19 protein-coding genes and 1 pseudogene are annotated in these 24515 nt (G+C 57.6%); 4 read left to right on the top strand and 16 right to left on the bottom strand.

All coding sequences use genetic code 11. From position 1 onward, the window contains the following. The first annotated feature begins 33 nt into the window (after window positions 1-33). Together VEG30_14030 and VEG30_14025 are read left to right on the top strand one after the other, a co-directional pair. Window positions 34-306: pseudogene (locus VEG30_14030) on the top strand (transposase). A gap of 149 nt (window positions 307-455) precedes the next feature. Further along, the gene (locus VEG30_14025; GenBank protein HXZ81043.1) at window positions 456-857 is read left to right on the top strand and encodes an IS5 family transposase; all 402 of its coding nucleotides are present in this window, start codon (window positions 456-458) and stop codon (window positions 855-857) included. Window positions 858-995: 138 nt separating this feature from the next. On the opposite strand, the gene VEG30_14020 is transcribed toward VEG30_14025, so the two are convergent. The 4 genes from VEG30_14020 to VEG30_14005 form a co-directional block, all read right to left on the bottom strand. Beyond that, window positions 996-3023: an amidohydrolase family protein gene (locus VEG30_14020; protein ID HXZ81042.1), complete on the bottom strand. Its 2028-nt coding sequence runs from the start codon at window positions 3021-3023 to the stop codon at window positions 996-998. Window positions 3024-3159: 136 nt separating this feature from the next. Then, window positions 3160-3846: an orotidine-5'-phosphate decarboxylase gene (gene pyrF / locus VEG30_14015; protein ID HXZ81041.1), complete on the bottom strand. Its 687-nt coding sequence runs from the start codon at window positions 3844-3846 to the stop codon at window positions 3160-3162. 138 nt (window positions 3847-3984) lie between these two features. Beyond that, window positions 3985-4524: a septal ring lytic transglycosylase RlpA family protein gene (locus tag VEG30_14010; protein ID HXZ81040.1), complete on the bottom strand. Its 540-nt coding sequence runs from the start codon at window positions 4522-4524 to the stop codon at window positions 3985-3987. Window positions 4525-4871: 347 nt separating this feature from the next. Then, entirely contained in the window at window positions 4872-6419 is a 1548-nt protein-coding gene (locus tag VEG30_14005; GenBank protein HXZ81039.1) for a YifB family Mg chelatase-like AAA ATPase, read from the bottom strand. Between the two features lie 298 nt (window positions 6420-6717). On the opposite strand from VEG30_14005, the gene VEG30_14000 reads away from it, so the two are divergent. After that, window positions 6718-8847, top strand: a complete 2130-nt coding sequence (locus tag VEG30_14000) for a PAS domain S-box protein (GenBank protein ID HXZ81038.1) — start codon at window positions 6718-6720, stop codon at window positions 8845-8847. 269 nt (window positions 8848-9116) lie between these two features. On the opposite strand, the gene VEG30_13995 is transcribed toward VEG30_14000, so the two are convergent. Continuing rightward, window positions 9117-10310 (bottom strand): acetyl-CoA C-acetyltransferase, encoded by a 1194-nt coding sequence (locus tag VEG30_13995; protein ID HXZ81037.1) that lies wholly within the window; start codon window positions 10308-10310, stop codon window positions 9117-9119. Between the two features lie 126 nt (window positions 10311-10436). On the opposite strand from VEG30_13995, the gene VEG30_13990 reads away from it, so the two are divergent. Beyond that, entirely contained in the window at window positions 10437-11168 is a 732-nt protein-coding gene (locus VEG30_13990; protein HXZ81036.1) for a type II CAAX endopeptidase family protein, read from the top strand. A gap of 374 nt (window positions 11169-11542) precedes the next feature. Here the strand turns inward: VEG30_13990 and VEG30_13985 are convergent, their stop codons facing one another. The 11 genes from VEG30_13985 to VEG30_13935 all read right to left on the bottom strand — a co-directional run bounded on the left by VEG30_13985 (window position 11543) and on the right by VEG30_13935 (window position 24372). Next, a complete protein-coding gene (locus VEG30_13985) occupies window positions 11543-12493 on the bottom strand; it encodes a catalase family peroxidase (GenBank protein HXZ81035.1) in 951 nt (316 codons plus the stop codon). 251 nt (window positions 12494-12744) lie between these two features. Beyond that, window positions 12745-15714: an ATP-dependent DNA helicase gene (locus tag VEG30_13980; GenBank protein ID HXZ81034.1), complete on the bottom strand. Its 2970-nt coding sequence runs from the start codon at window positions 15712-15714 to the stop codon at window positions 12745-12747. Between the two features lie 111 nt (window positions 15715-15825). Then, window positions 15826-16380, bottom strand: coding sequence for an AAA family ATPase (locus VEG30_13975; GenBank protein ID HXZ81033.1), 555 nt, complete (start codon window positions 16378-16380; stop codon window positions 15826-15828). A gap of 10 nt (window positions 16381-16390) precedes the next feature. Then, window positions 16391-17101, bottom strand: a complete 711-nt coding sequence (locus VEG30_13970) for an RsmE family RNA methyltransferase (GenBank protein ID HXZ81032.1) — start codon at window positions 17099-17101, stop codon at window positions 16391-16393. Between the two features lie 9 nt (window positions 17102-17110). Next, window positions 17111-18238: a molecular chaperone DnaJ gene (dnaJ, locus tag VEG30_13965; GenBank protein HXZ81031.1), complete on the bottom strand. Its 1128-nt coding sequence runs from the start codon at window positions 18236-18238 to the stop codon at window positions 17111-17113. Between the two features lie 123 nt (window positions 18239-18361). Further along, window positions 18362-18937 (bottom strand): nucleotide exchange factor GrpE, encoded by a 576-nt coding sequence (gene grpE / locus VEG30_13960; protein HXZ81030.1) that lies wholly within the window; start codon window positions 18935-18937, stop codon window positions 18362-18364. 5 nt (window positions 18938-18942) lie between these two features. Beyond that, the gene (hrcA, locus tag VEG30_13955; GenBank protein ID HXZ81029.1) at window positions 18943-19983 is read right to left on the bottom strand and encodes a heat-inducible transcriptional repressor HrcA; all 1041 of its coding nucleotides are present in this window, start codon (window positions 19981-19983) and stop codon (window positions 18943-18945) included. Window positions 19984-20193: 210 nt separating this feature from the next. After that, window positions 20194-21018, bottom strand: a complete 825-nt coding sequence (locus VEG30_13950) for an Mrp/NBP35 family ATP-binding protein (GenBank protein ID HXZ81028.1) — start codon at window positions 21016-21018, stop codon at window positions 20194-20196. Window positions 21019-21180: 162 nt separating this feature from the next. Next, window positions 21181-22227 carry a cytochrome d ubiquinol oxidase subunit II gene (gene cydB, locus VEG30_13945; GenBank protein ID HXZ81027.1) on the bottom strand — a complete coding sequence of 349 codons (1047 nt, stop codon included), beginning with the start codon at window positions 22225-22227 and terminating at the stop codon, window positions 21181-21183. Between the two features lie 61 nt (window positions 22228-22288). Continuing rightward, window positions 22289-23614 (bottom strand): cytochrome ubiquinol oxidase subunit I, encoded by a 1326-nt coding sequence (locus VEG30_13940; protein HXZ81026.1) that lies wholly within the window; start codon window positions 23612-23614, stop codon window positions 22289-22291. Between the two features lie 299 nt (window positions 23615-23913). Then, on the bottom strand, window positions 23914-24372 hold the full coding sequence (locus VEG30_13935; protein HXZ81025.1) for a nuclear transport factor 2 family protein: 459 nt from the start codon (window positions 24370-24372) through the stop codon (window positions 23914-23916). Window positions 24373-24515 lie beyond the last annotated feature (143 nt).

Here is a 24515-nt window from a genome sequence, read left to right as displayed (position 1 = left end):
AGAACCTATCTCACTAATGTGGCTCCTGAATAAATGCTTGCTTCGCGAGTGAAGTTGAAGCAAATGAAAGGCATGGCTGATCTCACGGATGCGCAATGGGAATACGTCAGGCCGTTTTTGGAGTGGGAACAACAACAGAGACAGCGTGCAGACCGCCGCGGGGGCCGCTGGAGCGAACCCCGGCGTGTCCTTAACGGCGTACTGTGGATCCTGCGGACCGGCGCGGCGTGGCACGATCTGCCAGAGCGATACGGACCCTACCAGACCTGCCATCGCCGCTTCCAGCATTGGCAACGCGCGGGCGCGCTGGAGGGCATTCTTTGGGCGCTGGCAGACGACCTGCTGGCGCGCGGTCAGCTAGGGCTGGAGGAGACGTTTATCGACGCCTCCTTCATGGGGGCGAAAAAAGGGGCGATGGCGTTGGTCGAACGCTCATCGGCAAAGGGACCAAGCTCATGGCAATCGCAGACTGCCATGGTCTTCCTATCGCCCTGTGGATTGCGAGCGCTACGCCGCATGAGCAAAAGCTGGTCGAGGCTACGCTCGAGCACCGCTTCGTGGCCGACAAGCCGAAACGATTGATTGCCGATAAGGGGTACGACAGCGACGCGGTGGACAACCGGCTTGCGGAGCAGCACGGAATCGAGCTGATCGCCCCTCACCGTCGCTATCGCACACGAACGCACCGCCAGGACCGGCGCAAACTCCGGCGATACAAACGCCGCTGGAAAATCGAGCGCCTCTTCGCCTGGCTGAAGAACTTCCGGCGCCTGCTGGTGCGTTGGGAACGACATAGCGCAAACTTCCTCGGCATGATTCAACTGGCATCCATGTTGATCCTGCTGAGACGTTTGTGAGACCACTTCTTAGCACTCAGTCAGGAGATGCGTCGAGAATGGATGGCCCACAGGCAGGCGCGCAAACTGCCGATCCCTCATCCACTGCCGCGGACTCGTGATGACGATGGAGGCCAGGGGCCAAAGGGATGCTGATGGCTAATTGCTGCTCCCCACGCCTACCGCTCGATACAACTCCGCACTTTTGTACACAACCCCGTCTTTGACGATCGTTTCCACCCGGCGGATGTCGCTTATACGGGAGACCGGATCGCCGTCGATTACGATCACATCCGCCAGCTTCCCGGGAGCGATCGAGCCCAACTGCTGGTCCATCTTCATTACCCTCGCCGCGCCCAGGGTAGCGAGTTGCAATACCTTGGGCGCTGGAATACCGGCCTCGACGTAGAGTTCCAGCTCGCGGTCGAGAGTGAAGCCGGCCAGGTCATCCGTCCCGGCCACGACAGGAATTCCGGAATCGTATAGTGCCCGCGTCATCTTCAGCATCTGGTTGAAGCTGTCGCGATAGTGCTGATCCATGCCATCGGGAACCGGCAGCCCGCCGTGCAGGAACCCGCGCCGCACCTGCACCGGCATGCGATCGGCAGCGGCAGCGTAACTTTTCGACATCTGTCCTGGACGGTCGGTGAACATTTGTTCGAACACAGCTAGCGTGGGATCAACCACGGTCTTGTGGTCCTTCAAGAGCTGGATGAAATTGTGCACCTGCTCGCTGGCCGGATCGATTTCTGTCGCATGCTGAGCCACGGCAGTGAAGCGCGCGGGAGTGCGGGTTTCTTTCACAGAATCGAACATGAAATTCAAAAAAATGAAATTCATATGCTGGATTTCATCTGCGCCATCGAGCACGAATTGCTGCGCGTTCATGAACGCCGGCACATGCCCGCTGACCCGCATGCCATGGCTGCGAGCCTGCTGGATGATGACGGGCACCAGCTCGGGCTTGATCGAGCTGTAGATTTTGATCTGCACGTACCCCAGCTTCGCGTAATTATCGACCGCTGCCCGTGCCTGCTCTTCCGTATCCACCAGCACCTTGGTTGGCCCGGCGTAAGGGCCGGAGCCGTCCATGATTCCAGCCAGCACGACGCGTGGCCCGATCTCGCTGCCGTCATCGAAGCGCTGGCGCATCGGCAAAACGCGGTCAATGATGTTGCCGAGATCGCGCACACTGGTCACGCCTGCGGCCATGTGCAGCAGTCCATCGTCTTCCGCCAGATGCACGTGCATGTCCCACAGTCCGGGCATGAGCGTTTTTCCGGTAGCGTCGATCACTTCCGCTCCTGGCGGAATCGCGACTTTGCCATCTTCACCCACGGCGGCGATGCTGTTGCCCTTGATAGTAACCGTGCGCCTGGGCAAGAGCGTTGCGGTCTCCGCATCGAAGAGGTTGGCGTGCACGAAGACGAGTGCGCCCGCCGGCTTGCGCGCGAGGGTCTTCGCCAGGGTGGCTGCGCGGGCATTGCTGAAGTCATCCTGAGCTTTGGTGAGGGCGGGGATGGTGGATTCCCATCCTTCGCGAATGATCACCCACCAGCCACTGAGCGCCGCGAAGAAGGCGCCGTCGGGCCCCAGCCATACCGGAGTGGGCAAGAATCCCAGGCCGTCGATGCCGTACTGCACCACAGTGAGCGACCTCCCGCCGGCCTCAAGTTTCAGGTCGCCGCGCCTGGTGATTGAAGCCTCGCCGCCCGGCAGAAGCGGCAGCTTGCCTCCGGGCGCAGCCAGCAAAGCTCGCGCCAGCAGCGCTGCTTCTTCGGGAGCACCAGAATCGCTGACGTAAAAGGCGGCGGCAGTCGCCTTCGTCCCCTGCTCGGCCTTGTTCTTCCACGTAGCTTTGCCGTTGCTGAACGAGAAATGCTCGTCCACCGGCGCTTTGAGGTAATCGTGGCCGGTGTTGTCGATCTGGGTGGGAATTGCCTGCTTGTTCAGAACGATTCGCGAATCGATGCTGGGCCCGCGTCCGCGATCGTTGAATTCGAAGTGATAGATGTGACCGCCGTCAGGCGTGACACTGGATGTCTGAAAGCCAGCCTTATTGCCGGCGAGGATGACGGTATAGCGGATGGCAGCCGTGGATGATTGCGTACCTTCCTTTGCAGGAGCTGTGCTCTGTGGGAAGATCGTAGAGGGGAGGAGAAGCAACGCAACAGCCAACTTGTGCATGATTCCTCGAGGGCGTGCAGAGTGATGGTATGAGTATCACTTCACCGGATCATGTTCAAGGCGTCGTAGTTTGAAAAACCCCGCCCAAGCTTCGCTTGAACGGGGCATCCTCAGAATTCCTTGCCGCTGCAGAATTTCACTCCGCCGCGCCAATCTCCTCCACAATTCTCTCCGCGACTCGCGCCGGATCTTTCGCCGCTGTTATCGACCTTCCGACCACGATGTGCGTCGCGCCCGCTCGTATCGCGTCCTTGGGAGTCACTACGCGGGCCTGATCATCTTCGGTCTCTCCCGCCAGCCGCACTCCCGGCGTGACGATGGCGAAGCCACTGCCCAGGGTCGTGCGGATGGCGCGGGCTTCCCGCGCAGAGCTGATCACGCCGCCGCATCCTGCGTTGCGCGCCAGCGCCGTCATGCGAAGAGCCTGGCTCACCAGGCTGCCGCTGACCCCGATCTCCTCCATGTCTTCTTCGCGCAGGCTGGTGAGCACAGTCACCGCCAAAACCATCGGTGGCCTATCGGATGAGCGGGCAGCTTCTACTGCAGCCTCGAGCATGCGGCGTCCGCCGCAAGCATGCACTGTCAGCATGCTTGCGCCCAGGCGAGCCGCTTCGCGCACCGCTCCGGCCACGGTATTAGGAATGTCGTGGAATTTGAGGTCCAGAAAAACTCTACGGCCGGAGGCAACCAGGTCGCGTACGACTCTGGGGCCTTCGGCCGTGAAGAGCTGTTTCCCGACTTTAAAAGTTCGCGCCGCGTTTCCGATCGCCGTTACCAGGTTTTGCGCCTGGGCGGCGCTGGGCACATCCAGCGCGACGATCAATCGATCTCTCGGGTCCCTAGTCTCGTTCGGCGCGGGGCTGGGGTGTGAAACGAGATCAATTGATTCGGGCATTAGTTCCGTCTTGGTCAGCCAAATTGCTTCAGCTGGCCCATCGAGCACGGCCCGATGGGGAAACGCTTATGGCATACCGGGCAAACTCTGACCCTCTCTCTTGCTCATGGCTACCGTAGGGGGATGCACGATGTCTAACTGCACCGTTTCGATCCCATATCCCGGTAGCTGAAGAATCCGGGCCGCTCCGTATGAAAGATCGATAATCCGGGAATGGGGAACCGGTCCCCGATCATTTACCCGAACAATCACCGACCTGCCATTGCGCAGGTTGGTCACTTTCACCAGAGTTCCCAGCGGCAGCTGCCGGTGAGCAGCCGTAAACTGGAACATATCATAACGTTCCCCGCTGGCAGTTTCTTTCCCGTGGAACTGCTTGCCATACCACGAAGCCTTACCAACCTGATAGGGCTTCGGGCGTTTCACTTGGCGAGGGCTTACTGCTGCCCTTTGCGAATTGTCGTTAGACCGTCCTTTCTCGGGTCGTACCGCACTCTCGGTTTGATCGAGGTGGGCTTGACTGCCGGGGATGTTTGGCGGCTGGGCCGCCATCAAGCTGATGGCCGCAAGTGGCACCATCAGGATGCTGGCTAGTCTTGGTCGCATCAAACACCTCGCAATCGATTAATTGCCCTCCCTGCGCCGAAATGGTCTCGATAGTCTAAGGAATGCAGCGAAATGGTGTCAACGCAGCCAGCGGCTTCAGGTCTAACCTGGGTACCCAAGAATGATTACTGAAGGCCAGATGGTCTTCCTAAGTTATTTAATGTGTATGTCTTAGCGTCATCCTCAAAATGGCACAGGGCCCGTGCTGTCGCGTTCATTTTCTTAGAAAGATGTTTGTTTTCTTGGAATTAGCCGGCAAAACGCCGCAAAATCATAGCTAATTCGTTAAAAACAGCAGGTTTGTCAGGACACGTGAGTGTTTCTCAACCGAATCTTGCTGGTTGGCGTTATGCCCAATAGGTGCGATCGAGGGTGCGGTACTGGATGGCTTCGGCTATGTGTTTTGGATCGATCTGCGCGGCTTGCTCAAGGTCGGCAACGGTACGCGCTACTTTAAGGATACGATCATGAGCGCGGGCGCTGAGTCCTTGCTGGGTAATGGCCCGTTCCAGCAGCCGTTCGCAGTCGGTGCTAAGGTCACAATAGGTGCGAATCTGGCGTGATCCCATCTGGGAGTTGCTGTAAATGCGTTCTCCCCCCTTGGCGAAGCGGTCAAGCTGGATTTCCCGCGCGCGCATCACCCTTTGCCGGATCTGCTCTGAGCCCTCCGGGCTCGCCCCCGCTCGCAACTCTTTGTATTTCACCGCCGGCACATCGATATGAATGTCGATACGATCGAGCAGCGGACCGGAAATTTTCGATACATAGCGCTGGATCATGGGAGGGGTGCAGTGGCATTCGCGCGAGCGGTCATTGAAGTAACCACAGGGGCACGGGTTCATGGCAGCGGCCAGCATGAAGCGCGAGGGGAATGTCAGGGACATGGAGGCACGGGCGATCGTGACGTTGCCATCCTCGAGCGGCTGGCGCATCACTTCCAGAACGTTGCGGGGGAATTCCGGTAGCTCATCAAGAAACAGAACGCCGTTGTGCGCCAGCGAGACCTCTCCCGGCCGCGGCAGCACCCCGCCACCGATCAGGCCGGCATCGGAGATGGTATGGTGTGGCGCTCGGTAAGGCCGAACTCCGACCAGACCCGCACCGGAATCGAGCACACCCGCGACGCTGTGAATCTTGGTGGTCTCGAGAGCCTCCTCGAAGGTGAGCGGCGGAAGAATGGTGGGCATGCGTTTGGCCAGCATGGTCTTGCCCGAACCAGGCGGACCAATCATGAGGATGTTGTGTCCGCCGGCGCAGGCAACTTCGAGGGCGCGCTTGGCGGTGTGCTGGCCGCGCACGTCCTTAAAATCGACCGAGAAGTGTTGCGATTGGTGCAGTAACTCCGAAGCATTCACTTCCACCGGCTTCACGGTGTTGCCGGTATTGATCAGCCGCACGACCTCCATCAGCGAGCGCACGGGATAGACTCTTACACCGCCGACTACCGCCGCTTCCTTGGCGTTCACTTCCGGCACGATAAGATTCCTGATCTTGTTGGTGCGCGCCGCTACCGCGATGGGCAGAGTGCCGCGAACGCCGCGAATCCCGCCATCCAGCGACAGCTCACCTACCAGCACATAGTCTGGAACTTCTTTCCGGGTGAGGCCGCCGTACGCGCCGAGAATCCCCAGTGCCATGGGCAGATCGAAGCCGGAGCCTTCTTTTTTCAAATGGGCGGGAGCGAGATTGATGGTGATGTGGGTAGGGGGAATATCGTATCCGCAGTTTTTGAGCGCGGAACGGATGCGTTCGCGGCTCTCGCGCACGGCCGCATCGGGCAAGCCGACGGTGGTGAAGTGATCTTCCGTCTGGCGGATTCCCGAGACGTCAACTTCCACTTCGATGATGCTGGCGTCGATGCCGTAAACGGCAGCGCTCAAGGTCTTGTAAAGCACTTCTCAACCCGCGTCAAAGCGCTCGGAACCAGAGACAACCGCGCACTATAGCAACGGGCGAGAACTCGCCTCTGTGATGGAAGCCGGAGGGCGATGTGATGTATGCCCCGAAGGGCCATCGACGAAGGCTGTGGAAAGCTGCTTTTCATCACTTTCGACCTTTGACACACGATGCTTTAGCCAAGAATCTGGTGTCCCATGCACTCCCGTGATCTTTACCTGCGGGTTTCCCCGGCTTGATTCTGGTATTTGGGGTACATACCATCTCAATCAGGGGTGGAACCCCTCCTCAACATTGATGGCAGCGGACAGTCAGACGGCGCCTGATGCCTCCACTCAGCTGCAGCGGTTGGAGCGGGAGGAGGGCAAGCTTTGGCGTATCGCTCTGCTGTTTCTCGGACTGCTGGCGCTCGGCCTGGGCGTGGCTTCCTGGCAGAACTTCTCCACCATTCCACACAGTCTGAAAGCAGTCCCGGTCGGCACGGTGCTCACGGTGGCGCTGCTGGCCCTTTACACTGCGCGCAAGCGTTGGGAGATTGCCGAACTGCGTGGTCAACTGCGCGGGATGCAGGAAGCGGCAACGTCCCCGCCGTCGGAACAACAGATTGAACAACTGCTGGCCATCCTGCAGAAATCGCAGCGTGGGTTTCGCGACCTGGTGGACAGCTTCGACGATGTCGTTGTGGCTGTGGAGTTGGACGGAACCATTCGCACGGCGAACCGGGCCTGGGCCGATCTGCTGGGGCTGCCCTTTGCGGACGTGATCGGACACAAGCTCTCCGAATTTGTGGCGCGCCCGACAGCGCAGGATGTAGCCGATGCCCTTCCCAGTTTTCGCCAGCAGCGGCAATGGGCAGGGGTGTTGGAACTTCGCTTGAAAAGCGGCATTCGGGCCCGCTTTTTCGACTGCACCGCGCAAGCCATTGTTCGCGAAGGCGAGGTCGTAGGCGCCAGTTTCTGGGGGCGTGACATTACCCAGCAGCGGGAACGCGAATCGCGCTTCACGGAATTATTTGAGACCGCCCACGAAGGGGTTTACTTCAGTACCCCTGAGGGCAAGATGCTGGACTGCAATATGGCGCTCGTCCGCATGCTCGGATTCGATGATAAGACTCTGCTACTGGCCACTCCCGCTGACGAAGTCTTTGTTGATCCGGCCGAACGCAAGCAAGTACTGCAGGAACTGGATCAGAAGATCGCAGTCCGGGACCGGGAAATCCGGCTTCGCCGCAGGGATGGGAGGGTAATCTTCTGCCTAGATTCATCTCGTGCCATCTTCGACAACGAAGGCAAGGTCACACGCTACCAGGGCACGCTGGTGGATATCACCGAGCGACGCGAGATCGAGGCACGGCTGCACCAGCAGGAAGAATTCGGGCGGCGGCTGGTGGAGTGTTTTCCCGACGCCATTTTGGTGCTCGACAACAATCTGCGCTACACCTACGCCAGCCCGCGAGTACGCGAGGTGCTGGGATGTGTGCCGGAGGAACTCATCGGCAAAACGGTTACCGCCGATCCAAACACCCATGAGCCATTTCGGCTATTCAATGATGTGCTTGCCGGCAAGGAAGCCGTTGGTCAAACGGACTACTCAGTGCGGCAGCGGGATGGCGCCTGGTGCACTCTGCGTTCCATCGCAAGCCCCCTTTTCGACTCCAAGGGAGATCTGGTGGGAGTAGTAGCGTCAGTTCGCGACATCACCCAGGCTAAGCAAATGGAGCAGCAACTGATCCAGTCGGAGCGGCTGGCCGCCATGGGGCAGATGATCGATAGCTTCGCTCACGAGCTGAATAATCCTTTAACCGCGATCCTGGGCGCCATCGATTTGCTCGACACCCAAGCGGGGGCCGAGGAAACACGCAAGCATCTGCGCCTGCTAAAGGAGCAATCACGCCGCGCGGCGGAAGTTGTGCAGAACCTGCTGTTCTTCTCGCGGCCGCCGACACCTGGCCGAAATCGCCTGAACATCAACGATCTGATTCAACGCACGTTGCTGCTGCATGAGCATTCCCTTCGCCTCAATAACATCAGCGTGGATTTCATAGCGGAGCCGAACCTCCCGCCTTTCGAGGGCGATGCCAGCCAGTTGATGCAGGTCTTTTTGAACCTGATCATCAATGCCGAGCAAGCGATCCGGGAGCTGCGCCCGAGGGGCACGCTGCGGATTCGCATCGGCAAACAGGAGAGCGAGTTGCAGGTGAGCTTTCAGGACGACGGCCCCGGCTTGCCGCCTGAACTGACAGGCAAAGTGTTCGATCCCTTCTATACCACCAAGCGCACAGGAGGGGTTAACGCGCTCGGTCTGAGTATCTCGATGGGAATTTTGAAGGGCTGTGGCGGCCGGCTGGAAGCGCAGGCAGCTCCAGGCGGAGGGGCGGTGTTCTCTGTGCGCTTGCCCTTACAGGTGCCAGTGTTGGCGGGAAGATAGCACGTAGCACTTAGCACATAGCACTTAGCAGTCAGCGGTCAGCAATTAGAAATTAGAAAACTGCAGATCCCTCGCGCGCTGCGCTCGCTCGTGATGACAAGAAAAGAAGGATTCCCTTGCCACTCTGTCCCGTCTGGGATAACAAGAAACCGCAAGGTCCTTCGACTCGGACCCGGGACGATGTACCGCGTCCTCGCTCAGGATGACACTTCAAGAGCTGAATGCTGATGGCTATGTGCAGCAGACCGCGCGCTGCTGAATACCATTACCTAGCGCTCCACCGCCATGGCTACCGCGTTACCGCCGCCGAGGCAAAGGGCGGCAATGCCCTTGTGGACGTCACGCCGCATCATTTCGTAGAGCAACGTAACCAGCACTCGCGCGCCGCTGGCGCCAATCGGGTGACCCAGCGCCACGGCTCCGCCATTCACATTCAATTTCTGAGGATCGAGTCCAAGCTCCCGCGCCACGGCAATAGCCTGCACTGAGAAGGCTTCGTTCAGTTCATAGAGATCGACGTCTTCGTTTTTCCAACCGGTCTTCTTCCAGATCTGCCGGACAGCATCGACGGGCGCCATCATCACCCACTTCGGATCGACGCCTGAGGTCGCCTGCGCCACGATCCGCGCCAGTGGTTTCCCTCCGATAGCTTCCGCCCGCTGCCGGCTGGTGACCACGACGGCCGCGGCGCCATCGTTCACTCCCGGCGCGTTTCCAGCAGTGACCGTGCCGTCTTTCTTGAAGGCAGGCTTGAGGGCACGCAGCGCTTCGATGGTAGTGTCTTCGCGCGGCGATTCGTCTTTGTCAAAAAGTATGGTTTCGCCCTTCTTCCTGCCCGGCACTTCCACAGGAACGATCTGGGATTTGAAGCGGCACTCCTTGATCGCGCTTACCGCCTTGCGATGAGAATTGAGAGCGAATTCGTCCTGCTCTTCGCGGGTGATGTGGTACTTCTCCGCGACGTTCTCGCCGGTGTTTCCCATGTGGTAGTTGTTATACACATCCCACAAGCCATCCTGGATCACGGAGTCTACGATCTGCGCGTTCCCAAGACGGTATCCCTTGCGGGCCTGCGGCAGAAGGTAGGGAGCGTTGGTCATCGATTCCATGCCGCCCGCGACCACGAGCTGGCTGTTCGCCGTCTGGATGGCTTGCGCCGCCAGCGCCACGGCCTTCAGACCCGAGCCGCAAACCTTGTTGACCGTCATGGCGCCGACTGAGGGCGGAAGTCCACCGTAGATAGCCGCCTGGCGAGCAGGATTCTGGCCCAGCCCTGCGGAGACCACGTTGCCCATGATGCATTCGTCTACCTGATTGAGATCTTCGATCTGCGCTCGCTTCACTGCTTCGCGCACGACGATGGCCCCCAGTTGTGTGGCGGAGAGATCGGAGAGAGAGCCCTGAAATTTTCCAATAGGCGTCCGCACGGCGGAGACGATGACGACATCGTCAGCGTTAGGCATAAGATGAACTCCTCATGAAATGGCGACCGTCATTATAAGATGGTCGCCAGGCCCAGGCTGCGACCGGGCCTCTCACTTCTGATTAGATGATGGTTTCCTCAATCCGTTTCCTCAGCGGGAGGTCAATTGTCTACTACCACACCGGTCACTGACTCGACTGCTTCTCGACCGGGGCTGGTCGCCCCATCGTGGCACACTGTTCTGCTGATCGCCATCCTGCTGGTGCTTTCATTCGGAGGCGCCGATTCTCAGCACGGCTTTGCGCAGAAGACGGGTCGCTTAGCTTTCTATCTGATCACCATGGCGGTGGAGTTGCTGATGGTGGGTTATGTTGCCTGGGGCATTCACCAGACGAGCACGTCGCTGGGCGACCTGATCGGTGGGCGTTGGAACAGCAAGGAAGACTTTTTGCTCGACGTTGTGATCGCAGTTGGGTTCTGGGTGGTTTCGGCTCTGGTGCTTGCAGGTCTGGCGTGGATGCTGGGACTCACCCATCCCCAGCAGCTAGCCGATGCGAAGAAGCGGGTTGATTTTCTGATGCCCCATAGTCCGCAGGAAACACTGGTGTGGGTGCTATTGAGCGCCTGCGCAGGCTTTTGCGAGGAGATCATCTTTCGCGGTTATCTGCAGAAGCAGTTTGGCGCATGGTTGAAGAGTGCGTGGGCAGGAGTAGTTCTGCAAGGCGCATTTTTCGGGGCTTCGCACGCCTACGAGGGGCGCGAGCGAATGCTGATCATCGCGGTCTATGGAATGATGTTCGGCGTGCTGGCGCTGCTGAGAAGAAGTCTGCGTCCGGGAATGTTCGCGCACGCCATGCAAGACAGCATCGCGGGCCTTGCGTTTCGTCTGATTCGCTGAACTTGCGACGAAGATGCTTTGAGTAGGAAGGACGACACTGAAAATCATTGCGACCTTCTCGCGAGTGACCTTAGTAATGGGTGTGAAGGAGGTGATACATCCGATTTTTCTCTTGACTTGGTTTCTGAATGACTCTATACAATCAATCAATTGCAACGGTAACAGGGTTGCGAATTAACGAAAGGGAGAATAGATCCATGGCAACTAAGAAGGGTGGCAAGAAGTCGGCGAAGAAGTCGAGCAAGAAGAAGTAGTCAGACTTCAGCCGAAGATGCTACAGGGGACGCGCATCGCGTCCCCTGAAGTTTTTTTGCGGGCTTCCTTTCGTTCCTCTCCCGAGTTTGCAGTCCGCTTGTTAGTTGAGCTCTTCGCCACTACGCGAGAGCACGCCGGCGTCGGCCACTCATCAGGTAAACCGCGGCCCGAGGCTCCAGCAACGGATCTCCGGAGGATTCAATGCCGTCCACGCGCGGAAGCGGATCAAAAATGATGTGCCGCTGCTCTGCGTCACCATCCGGAACTACGCTATTCAGCTCTATCGTCCCGAATTCAACCACGGGACGCTGATCCGGCCAATGGACGGTCGAATCATCGACCGCGTCCCCTTCCGCCGCTACCTGGACCAGGATGCGCATACGCGTCCCTCCCTTTCCCACTCTCTCCCTGATTTCGTCGAACAGAAAATCCGGGCTTTTCTTCGCAGCGCCAGCCTCGTCCAGATATTGGTTCTTATCCTCGGGAAGAATTCGATAGCGCCCGAACTTCGCAATTCCGTCTCGGTTGATGAACTTGTAGGCATTCACCGCGAAGTAGGATTCCTTCACAAGACTCGTCGGAATAGGCTTGGGAGTCTGAACGAAAGCCAGCGCGGCAGGATGCGTGCCCAGAAATGACTCGACCGGCGTCGGCTTAGTGGCCCCCGGACCACTGGCGTAGATGGCACGTAGAAATTCCACGAACTCCTCCGCCGTGCGCACGGCGAACCCATCCACCGAGTGGGCGATGATGTCCGTGTGAACGTGTTCGGAGAAATAAAACCGTATAGCCAGCCCGCGAGGACCGGCATTTTCGGCATCGTTGTCGGCTACTGATGGAAGACCGGCAAAATCAGAAAATCGGACCACAATTCTTGTGGACGGATTGTGCAGGTGGGGCGCGCGGGTGAGCGACGCTGCTTGCGGAGAGGGGATGAACGCGCCGGAAAGGAGAATACCCTTGGCGTGAACCGGCCTGAATCCCGGATGATGCCCGTTCAAATTGTCAAATGCCTCCAGCGCCTCCTGGCTGAGTGCGTCTGGTGGCGGAACCTTCGGTTGTGCTGCCATGCTCTCGAAATCCTCCATTTGCAGCCGGCGTTATGAGGGCCGTTATTTAGCAACCCCGACTCAAGTTGCTGGCGGACGGTTGAATCCTGAAGGGAGTTGAAGCCCTTAAGACTGACTGCTTGTGGATGCCTGCCCGGGCTTCGGGGATTCAGGTTGTTAGGTGTGTCGCGCTACCAGGGCTCCAGCGCCGCAAGGAATAGCCCAAAACAAAGACTTTTCACTTCGCTCAGGATCCCCCACTGAAGAATGGCTTAGGATGTCGCGCCCACCGCGGCGATGGAATAGATTTTTTCTTCCGTTTCCGGACACAACGAATAATAGGGACACCAGTGACAATTTCGGCCGGGCTTGGCATCGAATCTCCCCGCACGAATCCCCTCGGCCACCTCGCTGATTTTGTCGCGCTCAAGCGCCAGTTCTTTCTCGTCGCGCTCGGTTTCTACCAGGCGATTCGTAGTCAGATTGTGAAATCCGATACGTTCAGGCAGCTTGCCCCATTCCTTTTGTGCCGCCATAGCATAGATCGAAAGCTGCAGGCTTTTGTCGGCGTCTTCTTCGTCCCGTGGTGAGCCGGTTTTATAGTCGACCAGACAGATCGCGCCGTCTGCAGTCCGATCGACGCGATCAATTCTTCCCTTCACCCTGATGCCTCCGATCTGAAAATCGAAGACGTGTTCCGACGCCAGCACTTCAACCGGCGGCTGGGCCTGTTGCAGATCAAAGAATTCTCCGAGTTGCTCTAGTCCCTGGTTACGGTAGAGCCCGGCCTGATGCTCATCCTCGAAATACATCCCCGAGAACGCATCAAGGAAGCATTGCAGGAAGACTTGGCGCGTGAGCGGCCGGTGCTGCTGGAGTGAGTCCGAGTAGGCCTTCAACGCCGTATGCACAGCATTCCCGTATTGCATGGCAGGTGCGGGCTGGTCGGGGATTCTCCAATCGTTTTCGATCTTGAACCGCAGCGGACAACGCTGATAGCTCTCAATACGTGTGGCGCTGAGCGACATTTGCTGCAGGGGAGAACGCGGGGGAAGCGCGAGCCAGGAGGCCAGTTTTGTATCCGATTCCGGAGCCCATGATGAACCGGAACATGCATCTGCATCGCGAATGTGAATGACCTCTGTGAGTGATTTTTCCTGGGCGAGATTGCGCATGATTCCTGGTGGGTCCGCTTCCCTTCCCTTGCCTCGGGTCCCGTAAAGCGCCAGCGTGTCGCACGCGCGAGTCATCGCCACATAAGCAAGCCGCCTTTCCTCCTGGTTATGGCTCTGCTTGGGATCTTCATCGAGTTGCAAAGCTGGCTCACGCAAAGCTTGCGGAAATTCGAACAACACTTCGCGGTAGTGTGCGGGAAATGATCCAGCGCAGACACGAATGATAAATATGTGGGCGAATTCCAGACCCTTGGCAGAGTGCGCCGTCATCAGTTGGACCGAATCATCAGTGTCTCTCGCGAGTGCTGGAATCGCGCCACCAGCTTCCTCGTAAAAATCCAGATACTCGAGGAATTCATCCAGCGTTCCGCTGCGTGTAATTGCTTTCTGGTGCCAATTGGAAACGAAATTGCGAAAGGCCTGAATGGTTTCCGACTCCGGGATGGATAACACGTGAAGCACAATCTCGAGCACTTCATTCGTCTGCTCACTATGCAGACCGGACAGGTTAATCGCCTCATTCAGGCGAGCCAGAACTTCTTTTCCACCCGGTACCTTCTCAAGGATTTTGGGCAGAGTCGTCGTGTCTGCGGCGGACGCCAGCGCGCTTCGCAAGCGTTCGCCGTCGATGCGAAATTGCGGCAGCGCAGCCAAACGAAACAGGCTGATGCCATCGCTGGGATTACTAACCGCGCGGAATGCCGCCATCACATCTCTGACGTCGGTAGCCTCGAGAATATTCGCGCCCTGCACGGCAAAGGGAATGCCCTGCGCCTTAAGCTCCCGGATCAGCGCCTCACGATGCCCGTGGCTGCGATAGAGCAAAGCAAAGTCATTCCATTGGCAGCCGCGAAGGGCAAACTCGTTTGTTGCGTCGGTAACGCGGTGTCCACGGCATCCGGAGCGCATGCGCTGAATAGCATTCGCCACCGCCGCCGCTTCTGCTGCAGCACTGCCCGACTTCGGAACTCTTACCAGATCCACCGGCTCGGCCCTGAGTTCCCGTTTCTGCTGCACCGCTTCACGTTCGCGAGCCGAACGCAGAGGTTGCCGGGGCTCCCCCACACTACCGGCGGGCGGGTTCATATCGATGACGCAAAATGCAGCCTGCAGAATGGGCGCAAGGGAACGACGGTTTTCCACCAGAGTAACCCGCTTCACACCCGTGAAGCACCGCTCGAAAATTTCGAACACTCCGTTCGTGGCTCCGCGGAATCGGTATATGGCCTGGTCAGGATCGCCGACCGCAAACACGTTCTGCTCTTCTCCACCCAGAAGGCGAGCGATCCGAATTTGGGCGGGATTAGAATCCTGGAATTCGTCGATCAAGAGAAAACGCGCTTTCCGCCTCTCCGCCGCCAGGATGCCGGAGTCCGCCTGCAGCAGAGACACCGCCCGGCTGATCATCTGGCCGAACGTCCCTAGGTTTTCCGCGGCCAGCATGTCTCGGACGCTGCGGTAAACCGCTGCGATTTCCCGGCAACGTGCAATCACCTCCGCGGGCGCAAGGGTAGCTGCTTCCCGGGATTTCGAGACGCGTGGCAGAGGCAGCGCGCCCGCGCACAGAGCGGCAACATATTGCTCATAGCGCTCCACACTGACCAACTCGTCGTCACAACGGTCGAAGAACTTCAACAGGTGGGAGAGAAATTCGGCCGGGCTCGCTGCACGTATGAAGTGTTTCAGCGGAAGCTCACGGAGGCGGCGCCGCAGGTAAACGAACAGGTCTTCATTGGTAACCACATCGAACTTGTTGCCGGTGCGGTGTAGGATTCCATTGCAAAAAGCGTGGAAGGTACAGGCGCGAAGGGGAAAATCCTGATTCGGCTTCCATAAGCCAAGCTTCTCGGCTTCGCTGAGAACACGCTGCTTAAGTTCTTTGGCAGCGTTGTCGGTGTAGGTGACAGCGAGGATTTCCTGGGGAGCGGCGTGTCCGTTTTGGATCAGGCGTACGATGCGCTGTACCAGAACCGTGGTCTTGCCCGTCCCTGCGCCGGCCACTACCAGCATCGGCCCGTGGACATGCTCTATCGCAGCGAGTTGCTTGTCATCGAAAACAGCAGGCACAATCCCTCGTTCCCAATATGAAAGATCTCATTATGCGCGAGGCGGAACAATCCGGCCAGCACACATATCAGAACCACACTGGGTCCCCGGAAGATACTCGGAACACGCACTTCACGCGCTCAGTTGAAGCTGTTGCAAAATAAATTCTGCTCGTGCCGTGGGCCCGACTCGCGGCAATTCCACCAGTTTATATCCACACTCCTGGTAGACAGAGATCATCAGTTCATAGGTTCTCATGGCCTCATCGAAGTCCTGTTTACGTTCCTTATCGTTTGCGTAGATCTCTTTCCAGGGCGGCGCCAGAAAGACGAGCGATGCATAGCGATAGCGGTCACACGCCTGGCGGATGCACGTTTCGTCTGCCAAGCCGATCAATCTTGCATAGCAGAGAGTATCGGGGATACCACGGTCAGAGAACGTGGGCTTGGCGGCTGGAGTGTGCCCTTTATAAGACTCAATCGATCGCCGCAACATCAGACGGGTGTAGAGCTCTCGGTCCTTCCAGGGAAGTGCTGTCCCAGCATCTCGTACCTGCTCCTGAATGATTTCTCGCGCCACTTCCGGAGCGTGTCGAAAGCCGTACTTCTCCAACTCCACAAGTACTGTGGTTTTGCCGGAGCCGGGACCGCCACTAACAACGTAGAGATTTGGGTTCTTCAGGACCATGCGTTGCGCACTAAACAAGCTCGGAGGCGGCGATAACGAGTGCGGCTATCGCTCCAGTTTCCGATCGCAGGATGGTAGGACCCAGACCTGCCGGGATCCATCCTGCCGCCTGGAACAAGCTGATTTCTTCGCTTGTCCACCCGCCTTCCGGTCCAATCGCCAGGGCCACTGATTCTTTTTGTGGCGCGGCGGCAAGAACTGACTTCAGCCCCTGGGGGAAACCTTCGGCAAGGACCACTTTTGCCGCGGCTGGCGTGCCGATCGCGTCCTTCAGCCTGATGGGGCTCGCGATTTCCGGCGGGCTCAGGCGGCGGGATTGCTGCGAAGCCTCATGCGCGATCTTTCGCCAACGCTCTACTCGTTTGGCAGCGGCCTGCGCCAGATGAGTATCAGTGCGCCGCGTGATCACGGGAATGATCTCCGCCACGCCTAGCTCGGTAGCTTTCTCAATTGCCCACTCCAGGCGATCAAATTTGAAAATCGCCAGCAGCAGCGTGAAGTGCGGCAGGAACGGCGAGGCCAGGCGTTCTCCCATGACAAGCTCGACCCGGTCTTTCTCAATTTTGCGGATCGTTCCCAGGCGCACGGCCTGGCCGGTAGAAATCTCAAGCTCCTGGCCAACTCGAGCGCGCAGCACTTGTACAAGGTGAACTGCGTTTTGTCCAAGGAGGAAGGCGCGATCACCGGAGACTTCATCGGCAATCCATCGGCGGCGAGTCATTGCCAGTTGTTAGCTGAACATGTCTTTGACTTTGTTTAGCAGGCTGTGCTGCTCGGGCTTGTTCTCGATCTTCAGATTCTCTCCCAGTTCCTGCAGAATCTCGCGTTGCCTTTTGGTGAGCTTGGTGGGCGTCTGCACCTTGACGGTGATCATTAAATCGCCCTTCCCGTGTCCATTGAGAACCGGAACACCCTTACCTCTAATTCGGAAGACCGTGCCGCTCTGGGTGGCTTCGGGAATCTTGAGATTGTGTACGCCATCGAGTGTGGGAATCTCGACTTCGGTTCCCAGAGCTGCCTGGCTGAATGAGATGGGCACTACGCAGTGCAGGTCCTTGCCTTCGCGCTCAAAAAACGCGTGCTCCTTTACATGCAGCACAATGTAAAGATCGCCCGCGGGACCGCCATAGAGCCCGGGCTCACCGTGTCCGCCATAGCGAATGCGAGTACCATCTTCGACGCCCGCGGGCACTTTGACCTCCATGGTGCGTTCGCGCAACACGATGCCACGCCCACTGCATTTAGGACAGGGATCGGCGATTACCTGGCCAGTACCTCCGCAACCGCTGCACGTACGGGAAATGCTGAAGAACCCTTGCTGGTATCGCATCTGGCCGCGCCCGCCGCAGGTGCGGCAAGTCTGTGCGGATTTTCCCGGAGCGATACCCGAGCCTTTGCAATTCTCGCAGGATTCGTGTCGCTGCAACGCCACCTGGGTTGTAGTGCCGAAGACCGCTTCTTCGAATTCCAGGTTAAGGTCCTCGCGCAGATCGGCACCCCGATGGGCTCGAGTGCGCCGGCCGCCGCCAAACAGGTCGCCAAAGCCGAAAAGATCCCCAAAGATGTCGCTGAAATCCTGAAAAATGACGTTGCTGAAGTCCACTCCGCCCGCGCCTGCGGAGCTTCCCACTCCTGCATGACCAAAACGGTCATAGCGGGCTCGCTTCTCGCTATCCGCGAGAATGGCATAGGCCTCGGAGGCCTCCTTGAACTTCTCTTCTGCCGATGGATTGTTGGGATTGCGATCAGGATGGTACTGCATCGCCAGCTTGCGATACGCGCTCTTGATCTCCTGGTCGCTGGCACTGCGGCTGATGCCCAGCACTTCGTAGTAATCGCGTTTTACGTTGGTTGCCAGAATGATTCCCCAACTCGAATTGAATTACACATGATACCGAGAGACGAATCACCCCACCCTGGCCCAATGCGGTCCGGAGTAGGGCGCCGAACACTGGTCACTAGCTCAAGTTTTTCGAACACTCTACCGTGTTGGATGTTTTGCCACGCGCACGATCGCAGGTCGTATCAAGCGATCCTTCAGCTTATAACCCTTCTGCAGTTCGTCGACGACGTAATTATCCGGAACCTCCGTCGTCTCCACCGTTTGTACTGCCTGGTGGAAGTTAGGATCGAAGGGTTGCCCTTCGGCTGAAATGGGCTCCACGCCCAGCTTCGCCAACGCATCGTGCATCTGCCGATTGATTAATTCCACCCCGGAACGAAAATCCGCACCCGGAGGCGCCTTGAGAGCGTGGTCGAAGCTATCGAGAATCGGCACCAGAGCCTTGATGACATTCTCAATCGCGTAATCGCGGTATTCTCGTTGCTCGCGCTGCAGACGCTTGCGGGAATTCTCAAAATCCGCCTGTTGGCGCGCCAGACGATCAAGCAGCGCATCACGCTCCGATCTTAGTTTCTCGACGTCGCTCTCGATGATGGGTGCCGCTGCCTGCCCTGCGGAGTTGACCGATTCCGGCTTGTCATTCTCATCGGCCGAAGGCAGTTCATGATCAACATCAAGTTCTGCTCTGCCATTGCCTCGCTTCACTGCTGTCATAACCTTTAAGACTCTTTCAGAATTTTCTCCAGTAATTTCGACACGTACGACACCGCCGCGATGGCGTCCTGATAATCGATGCGTAAAGGACCGATCACGGCCAGCGATCCCACGGTTTCTCCCTCAATTTTTGCGGGTGCCCCAATTAGAACGAAGTCTTTCAAATGCGGCTGCAAATCCTCCAGACCAAAAACCACGCGCACACTCTGCTGCTGGGAGTCGAGATATGCTCCCAGCAGTTCAGCTACTTTTTGCTTTGCCTCCAGGCTGCGCAGCAATTCCCGCAACCGCTCCTGATTGCTTCCGCTGCCCAGCAGGTTGGCAGCGCCCTCGAGGTAAACGTCATGCCCCGCACTCTCCGCGGTCAACGCGCCTTCGCGGTACAGTGCCTCAATGGAATTCATTAGCCGGTCGTATTCACTGCGCGCTTGTTCCAGTCGCCTCTCGACTTCGGCACGCAAAGCCTCCAGTGTCCACCCACGAAAATTCTCGTTCAGGTACGCCCCAGCGAGCTCCAGATCCCCCTGCGTCAGCTCGGATTTGAGCCGCAAAACCCGATCGCGGACCACCCCTGCCTTGGTGATCAGCACTGCCAAAACTCTGTTTTCGGCCAACCGAGAGAAGTGGATGTGTTCCAAGACTTCCTTCGGCCCCCCCGCCACGGCAACACCAATGTTCTGCGAGATCACCGACAACACATGCGAGGTTCGCTCCAGAAAATCCTGCAGGTCATTGACTCCGCTAAGCTGGCTTTCAATTGCAACCTGATTGCGATCCGAAATCCGCACCCCGGAGGAAATCTGATCCACATAGTAGCGGAATGCCACCGCCGTAGGTATCCGGCCAGCGGAGGTATGCGGTTGCTCCAGGTACCCAGCCTCAGTCAAATCTGACATTACATTGCGGATGCTCGCCGGACTCAGACCTTCGCTGTTTCCCCGCGAAAGAGTTCGTGACCCGACCGGCTCACCGCTGACGATGTACGCCTCGATAATCTGGGTCAGAACTTCCCTTTCCCGGGGGCCGATATTGGGCTCGCCTGCCATTTGAGTCAAATCAACTAAAGGCTTTCCAAGTCTAATAGATGCAGAAACTTAGCTGTAGGATTCCAGCCAATCCGTAAGCTAAATTTTAGGGAGGAACTCGAGGTCGTGTCAAGGTTAGCACTCACGAGCCTAGAGTGCTAGACAATATCAAAGCGGGAACGACTCCAGGAAGGGACTTGCCCCAACATCCTTATTGAATTCGGACATCCTTTATTGAATCTGGATGACATTGGCCGGGGTGGACGCGACGATTTCTTTGACTCTCTCGACCACCCGTCGGGTAAAGGCATAGAGCGACTTGGCGTGCGGAGAGTTTTCTCCTTCAAGTGCCACCGGATTCCCAGTATCGCCGCCTTTGCGGATGTTCGGGTCAAGCTCGATGTTGCCCAGGAAGTCGATACCGAACTGCTCGGCGGTTCTCTTGCCTCCGCCCTTGGAAAAAATGTCGATCTCGTGCTGGCAATGAGGGCAGACAAAATAGCTCATGTTCTCAACCAGGCCCACAATGTCCACCTTTACCTGACGAAACATCTCGATCGCCTTACGGCCATCTTGCAGGGAAACATCGGATGGCGTGGTCACCACAATTGCGCCCGTTACAGGTACGGTCTGAATAAGAGAGATAGCAACGTCTCCGGTACCGGGCGGCAGATCCACAATTAGATAATCCAACTGGCCCCATTCCACGCGCTGGATGAACTCGCGAATCATCTGGTGCAGCATGGGACCGCGCCAGATCAAGGGTTTGTCCCCCGGATTCAGGAAACCCACCGAAATCACTTTCAGGCCAAAGCGCACCGGCGGCTCAATCGTGTTCTTAGGGGTAACCGCGGGTTGAGTCGTAGAGCCCAGCATCAGAGGCACATTGGGACCATAAACATCCGCATCCAGCAGTCCGATTTTGTAGCCAAGCTTGGCCAAGGCAAGCGCCAGGTTCACCGACAGCGTGGTCTTTCCCACGCCTCCCTTACCCGATCCGACCGTGATAATTGCATCGACGCCTGGGATCGGCTGTGGTCCCGAAGGCTGCGGCATGTGCGCCAAAGTGGAGCTCCTTAAGAACAATTAGAAATAGACCGCACGTCGATTATATAGACACCAAGCAGTCAGCAGCGGCGAGGGATCTGCAGGTGCCTGTCTCACAACGGGCCCGATTTGGCTTGAATGGGATCTTGCCTCTACGCGCGCCTATGTCACTCAGTGCCCATACCCGCCGGTCTCGGCAGTGACCTTGCCGCGGAATATGCGGTACAGGTAAACGAAATATGTAACAGCGATGATCATGCCGAGCACCCACCAGATCAGGGCGACTCGATAGGCGTATTCACCGGTGGCCGTATTGTGAATCGTCAGACTGAGGGCCGGGTCGTTGATGGCAGGCAGGACGTTGGGATAGAGTCCGAAGGCCGCTCCACCGAGCATTCCTGCAAGATAAACACAGGACGAGAGGAATGCGGCCTTCTCGTTGTTCCGCAGATGGAAATAGAGAATTCCAGCCAGCGCGACAACTACCAGCAGCGGAATTCCGAATCCAATGGGATAGTCGCGAAAATTCGCCATCACCTGGGGACGGATAGCAAGCGTTGCAATCAGGCTCAGCAAGGTCACCGCTACCAGCACCGGCCAAAGCACCGTGGCGATCTTCCGCGAGCGTTGATTGACTTCGTCTTCGGTCTTTAGCGCGATATAAAGCGCACCATGCAAAGTGAGCGCAACCAGGGCAACCACGCCACATAACACCGTGTACCAATCGAGAATGCCGGGATCAGGGCCCACCCTCCAGTGCGTCCACAATGCCGCGAAGAAATAGCCGCTGGCGTTGAGCGGCACGCCCCGAACCACATTGCCAAGGGCCGCGCCGTAGAAAATTGCCAGCAGCGCGCTAGCGACCGAAAAAATCGTATCGAAGAATGATCGCCACACGTGGCTGGTGCTGTGTATGCGAAACTCAATCCCTATGGCCCGCAGAATCAGGAGCCACAGCACCATCATGAGCGGCAGGTAGAATCCGCTGAATGCCGAGGCATAAAGCTGTGGAAAGGCGAAGTAGAGAGTGCCCCCGGCTGCAAGCAGCCAAACTTCGTTGCCGTCCCACACCGGACCGATGGCGCGGATGATCGTCGCCCTTTCCTGGTCTCTTCTTCCCGCCATCAGGTGAATGGCGCCTGCGCCCAGATCAAAGCCATCCAGCACCACATACGCAACCAGCATCAAGGCTACGAGCAAGAACCAAAGTGTCGGCATATTAGTCCCCAACCGGCGCAGTCGCCGGCTTCTTGAGCTTTGGAATTTCAAGCGGCTCCGGCTACACTGCCGGCTCCGGCCCGGCATCGATCTCGCGATAAACCAGGAACAAGAACAGTATCGACAAAACCGTGTACATCCCCATGAACCCGAGCAGCGTGAACAGGCCATTTCCGGCAGAGACCATCGTCGAGTAGCCCTGTGACGTCCGCAGCAGACCATACACGAGCCAGGGTTGGCGCCCGATCTCTGCCGTCATCCATCCTGCTGTATTCGCAATGTAAGGAAAAGGAGCGGCCAGCATCAGGATCCACAGCATCCAGCTTGCGTTATAGAGTTTTCGCCGCCACAGTAGCAATGCCGCCAGCAGCATCACCGCAATGAAGATCGTCCCCAACCCCACCATGATGTGATAGCTGAAATAAAGCAAGGGAATGCTGTCCGGCCAATCCTTCTCCGGAAACGCGTTCAGCCCTTGGACGTGAGCCGACCAATGTCGGTAGCTCAGAAAGCTAAGCATGTTGGGAACAATAATCGGGTTATCGATCTTTCGCTGGGCTACATCCGGCTGACCGATAATTACCAGGGGTGCGCCGGGCTGACTCTCGAACAGCGCCTCCATGGCGGCCAGCGTCACTGGCTGGTGCTCAACCAGCATCTTGCCCTGACCGTCGCCGGTGGGAAAAAGCTGCAGAATACTGAAGATCAATCCGGCAATCACGCCAGTACGCACAAAGATCTTTCCTTGCTCGAGGAATTTCTGGCTCAGCAGGTAATAGGCTCCCACTGCCGTCATCACGAACGCTCCCGTAATGACTGCGCCGCTCATGTTGTGTGCGTACTGCCAGAGTGCCCACGGGTTCAGTAGAAGCCCCCAGAAGCTGTTGACGTAAACCGACCCATCCGGTCCGTGCGCGTAGGCGACCGGGTTCTGCATCCAGGCGTCGGTAGCAATGATGAAATAACCGGAAAGCCAGGAACCCAGTAACACCAGGAATCCTGAGAACCAGTGCATCTTGGGACTGAGCCGCTTTTCCCCGTAGAGAAACAGGCCAAGAAAAGCTGATTCCAGAAAGAAGGCAAAGGTGCCTTCCATGGCGAGCGTCTGCCCGATCACCCCTCCGGCGAAGCGGGAGAAGTGTGACCAGTTCGTCCCGAACTGAAATTCCATGGGAATGCCGGTAACTACGCCCACAACGAAATTAATGCCAAAGATCTTTGCCCAGAAGCGGGCCGCGCGGTTGTAGGCCTCATCCTTCTTCCAAAGCGCCAATGACTTCAAAGCCACAAGCAATGGCGCCAGTCCCATGGTCAATTGCGGAAACAGGTAGTGATAGGTGACGGTAAAAGCGAAATGTAGCCGGTGGATCAGCAGAGTGTTGTCCATAGAGACATCCCGACAAAGACGTGCAAAGTGGCAGACAGTTGATTAAGAGAATCGCCGGGCCGACTGCAGCAGGACGCATACCAGCCAGGCCGATATTATCTTCGATTAAGCTACGCAATGAGACTATCGGGAAAAATTGATAACCGGATGTGACATCCGTCACAATCGAAAACGTCTCTGCGTTATCTCGCCAGATCCCGACGCGCAAGGCTCCGGCGCCGCTTCAGGGTCGATCAATATGAAATACCCGAGAGGAACGCTCTCCGTGACACGCAATATCTCTCTTTTGAGCTCTTAGACTACTGGATCAGCGTCGTCTGCAAGGCGACGGTCAGCCACCGTCCGTTTTGCTTCACGTACACGCGGGTGAAGCGATAATCACCGCTGTAGTCTTTTCCGTTTTCCTGTCCCTTTTGAATGGAGCGGCCAGTTACAATCGCAGTGTCCCCGTAAACCCGAACATTCAGATCAGAGATTTCCCGGGACTCGTACCTGAATGATCCAGAGGAAAAACCCTTGAGGATTTCTGCCTTCGTGCGCAATTCTCCTCGTAAGGTTATGAACGTGTAGTCGTCGGATGTCATGCGATCGAGCGCTGCCACATCGCCCTTAAGGATGGCGCGGTTCCGCGCTTCTTCCAGAGTTTTGATTTCATCCTGGATGTTTTGATCGGCTGCCGCGGCATAGACGTTGCTGCTTAGCAGAATTGCGACGTGAGTAAGAATCGCCGCCAACGCGAGCAATGGCGCCCGCCTCATCCTGACCTCCAGACTCACTTGCAGTTAAAGAAGAAGCGCTGGTCAACTTCCATAAGGTTCCGAAAAGTCTCAATGATAGCCATGCAAGGAATGGAGCGGGAGACCGGGATCGAACCGGCGACATCCAGCTTGGGAAGCTGGCG

The sequence above is a fragment of the Terriglobales bacterium genome (genome assembly GCA_035624455.1).
Classification (GTDB): Bacteria; Acidobacteriota; Terriglobia; order Terriglobales; family Acidobacteriaceae; genus DASPRM01.
The sequence above is the reverse complement of the archived record's forward strand: the minus strand, read 5'-3'. Positions and strand labels throughout refer to the sequence as shown.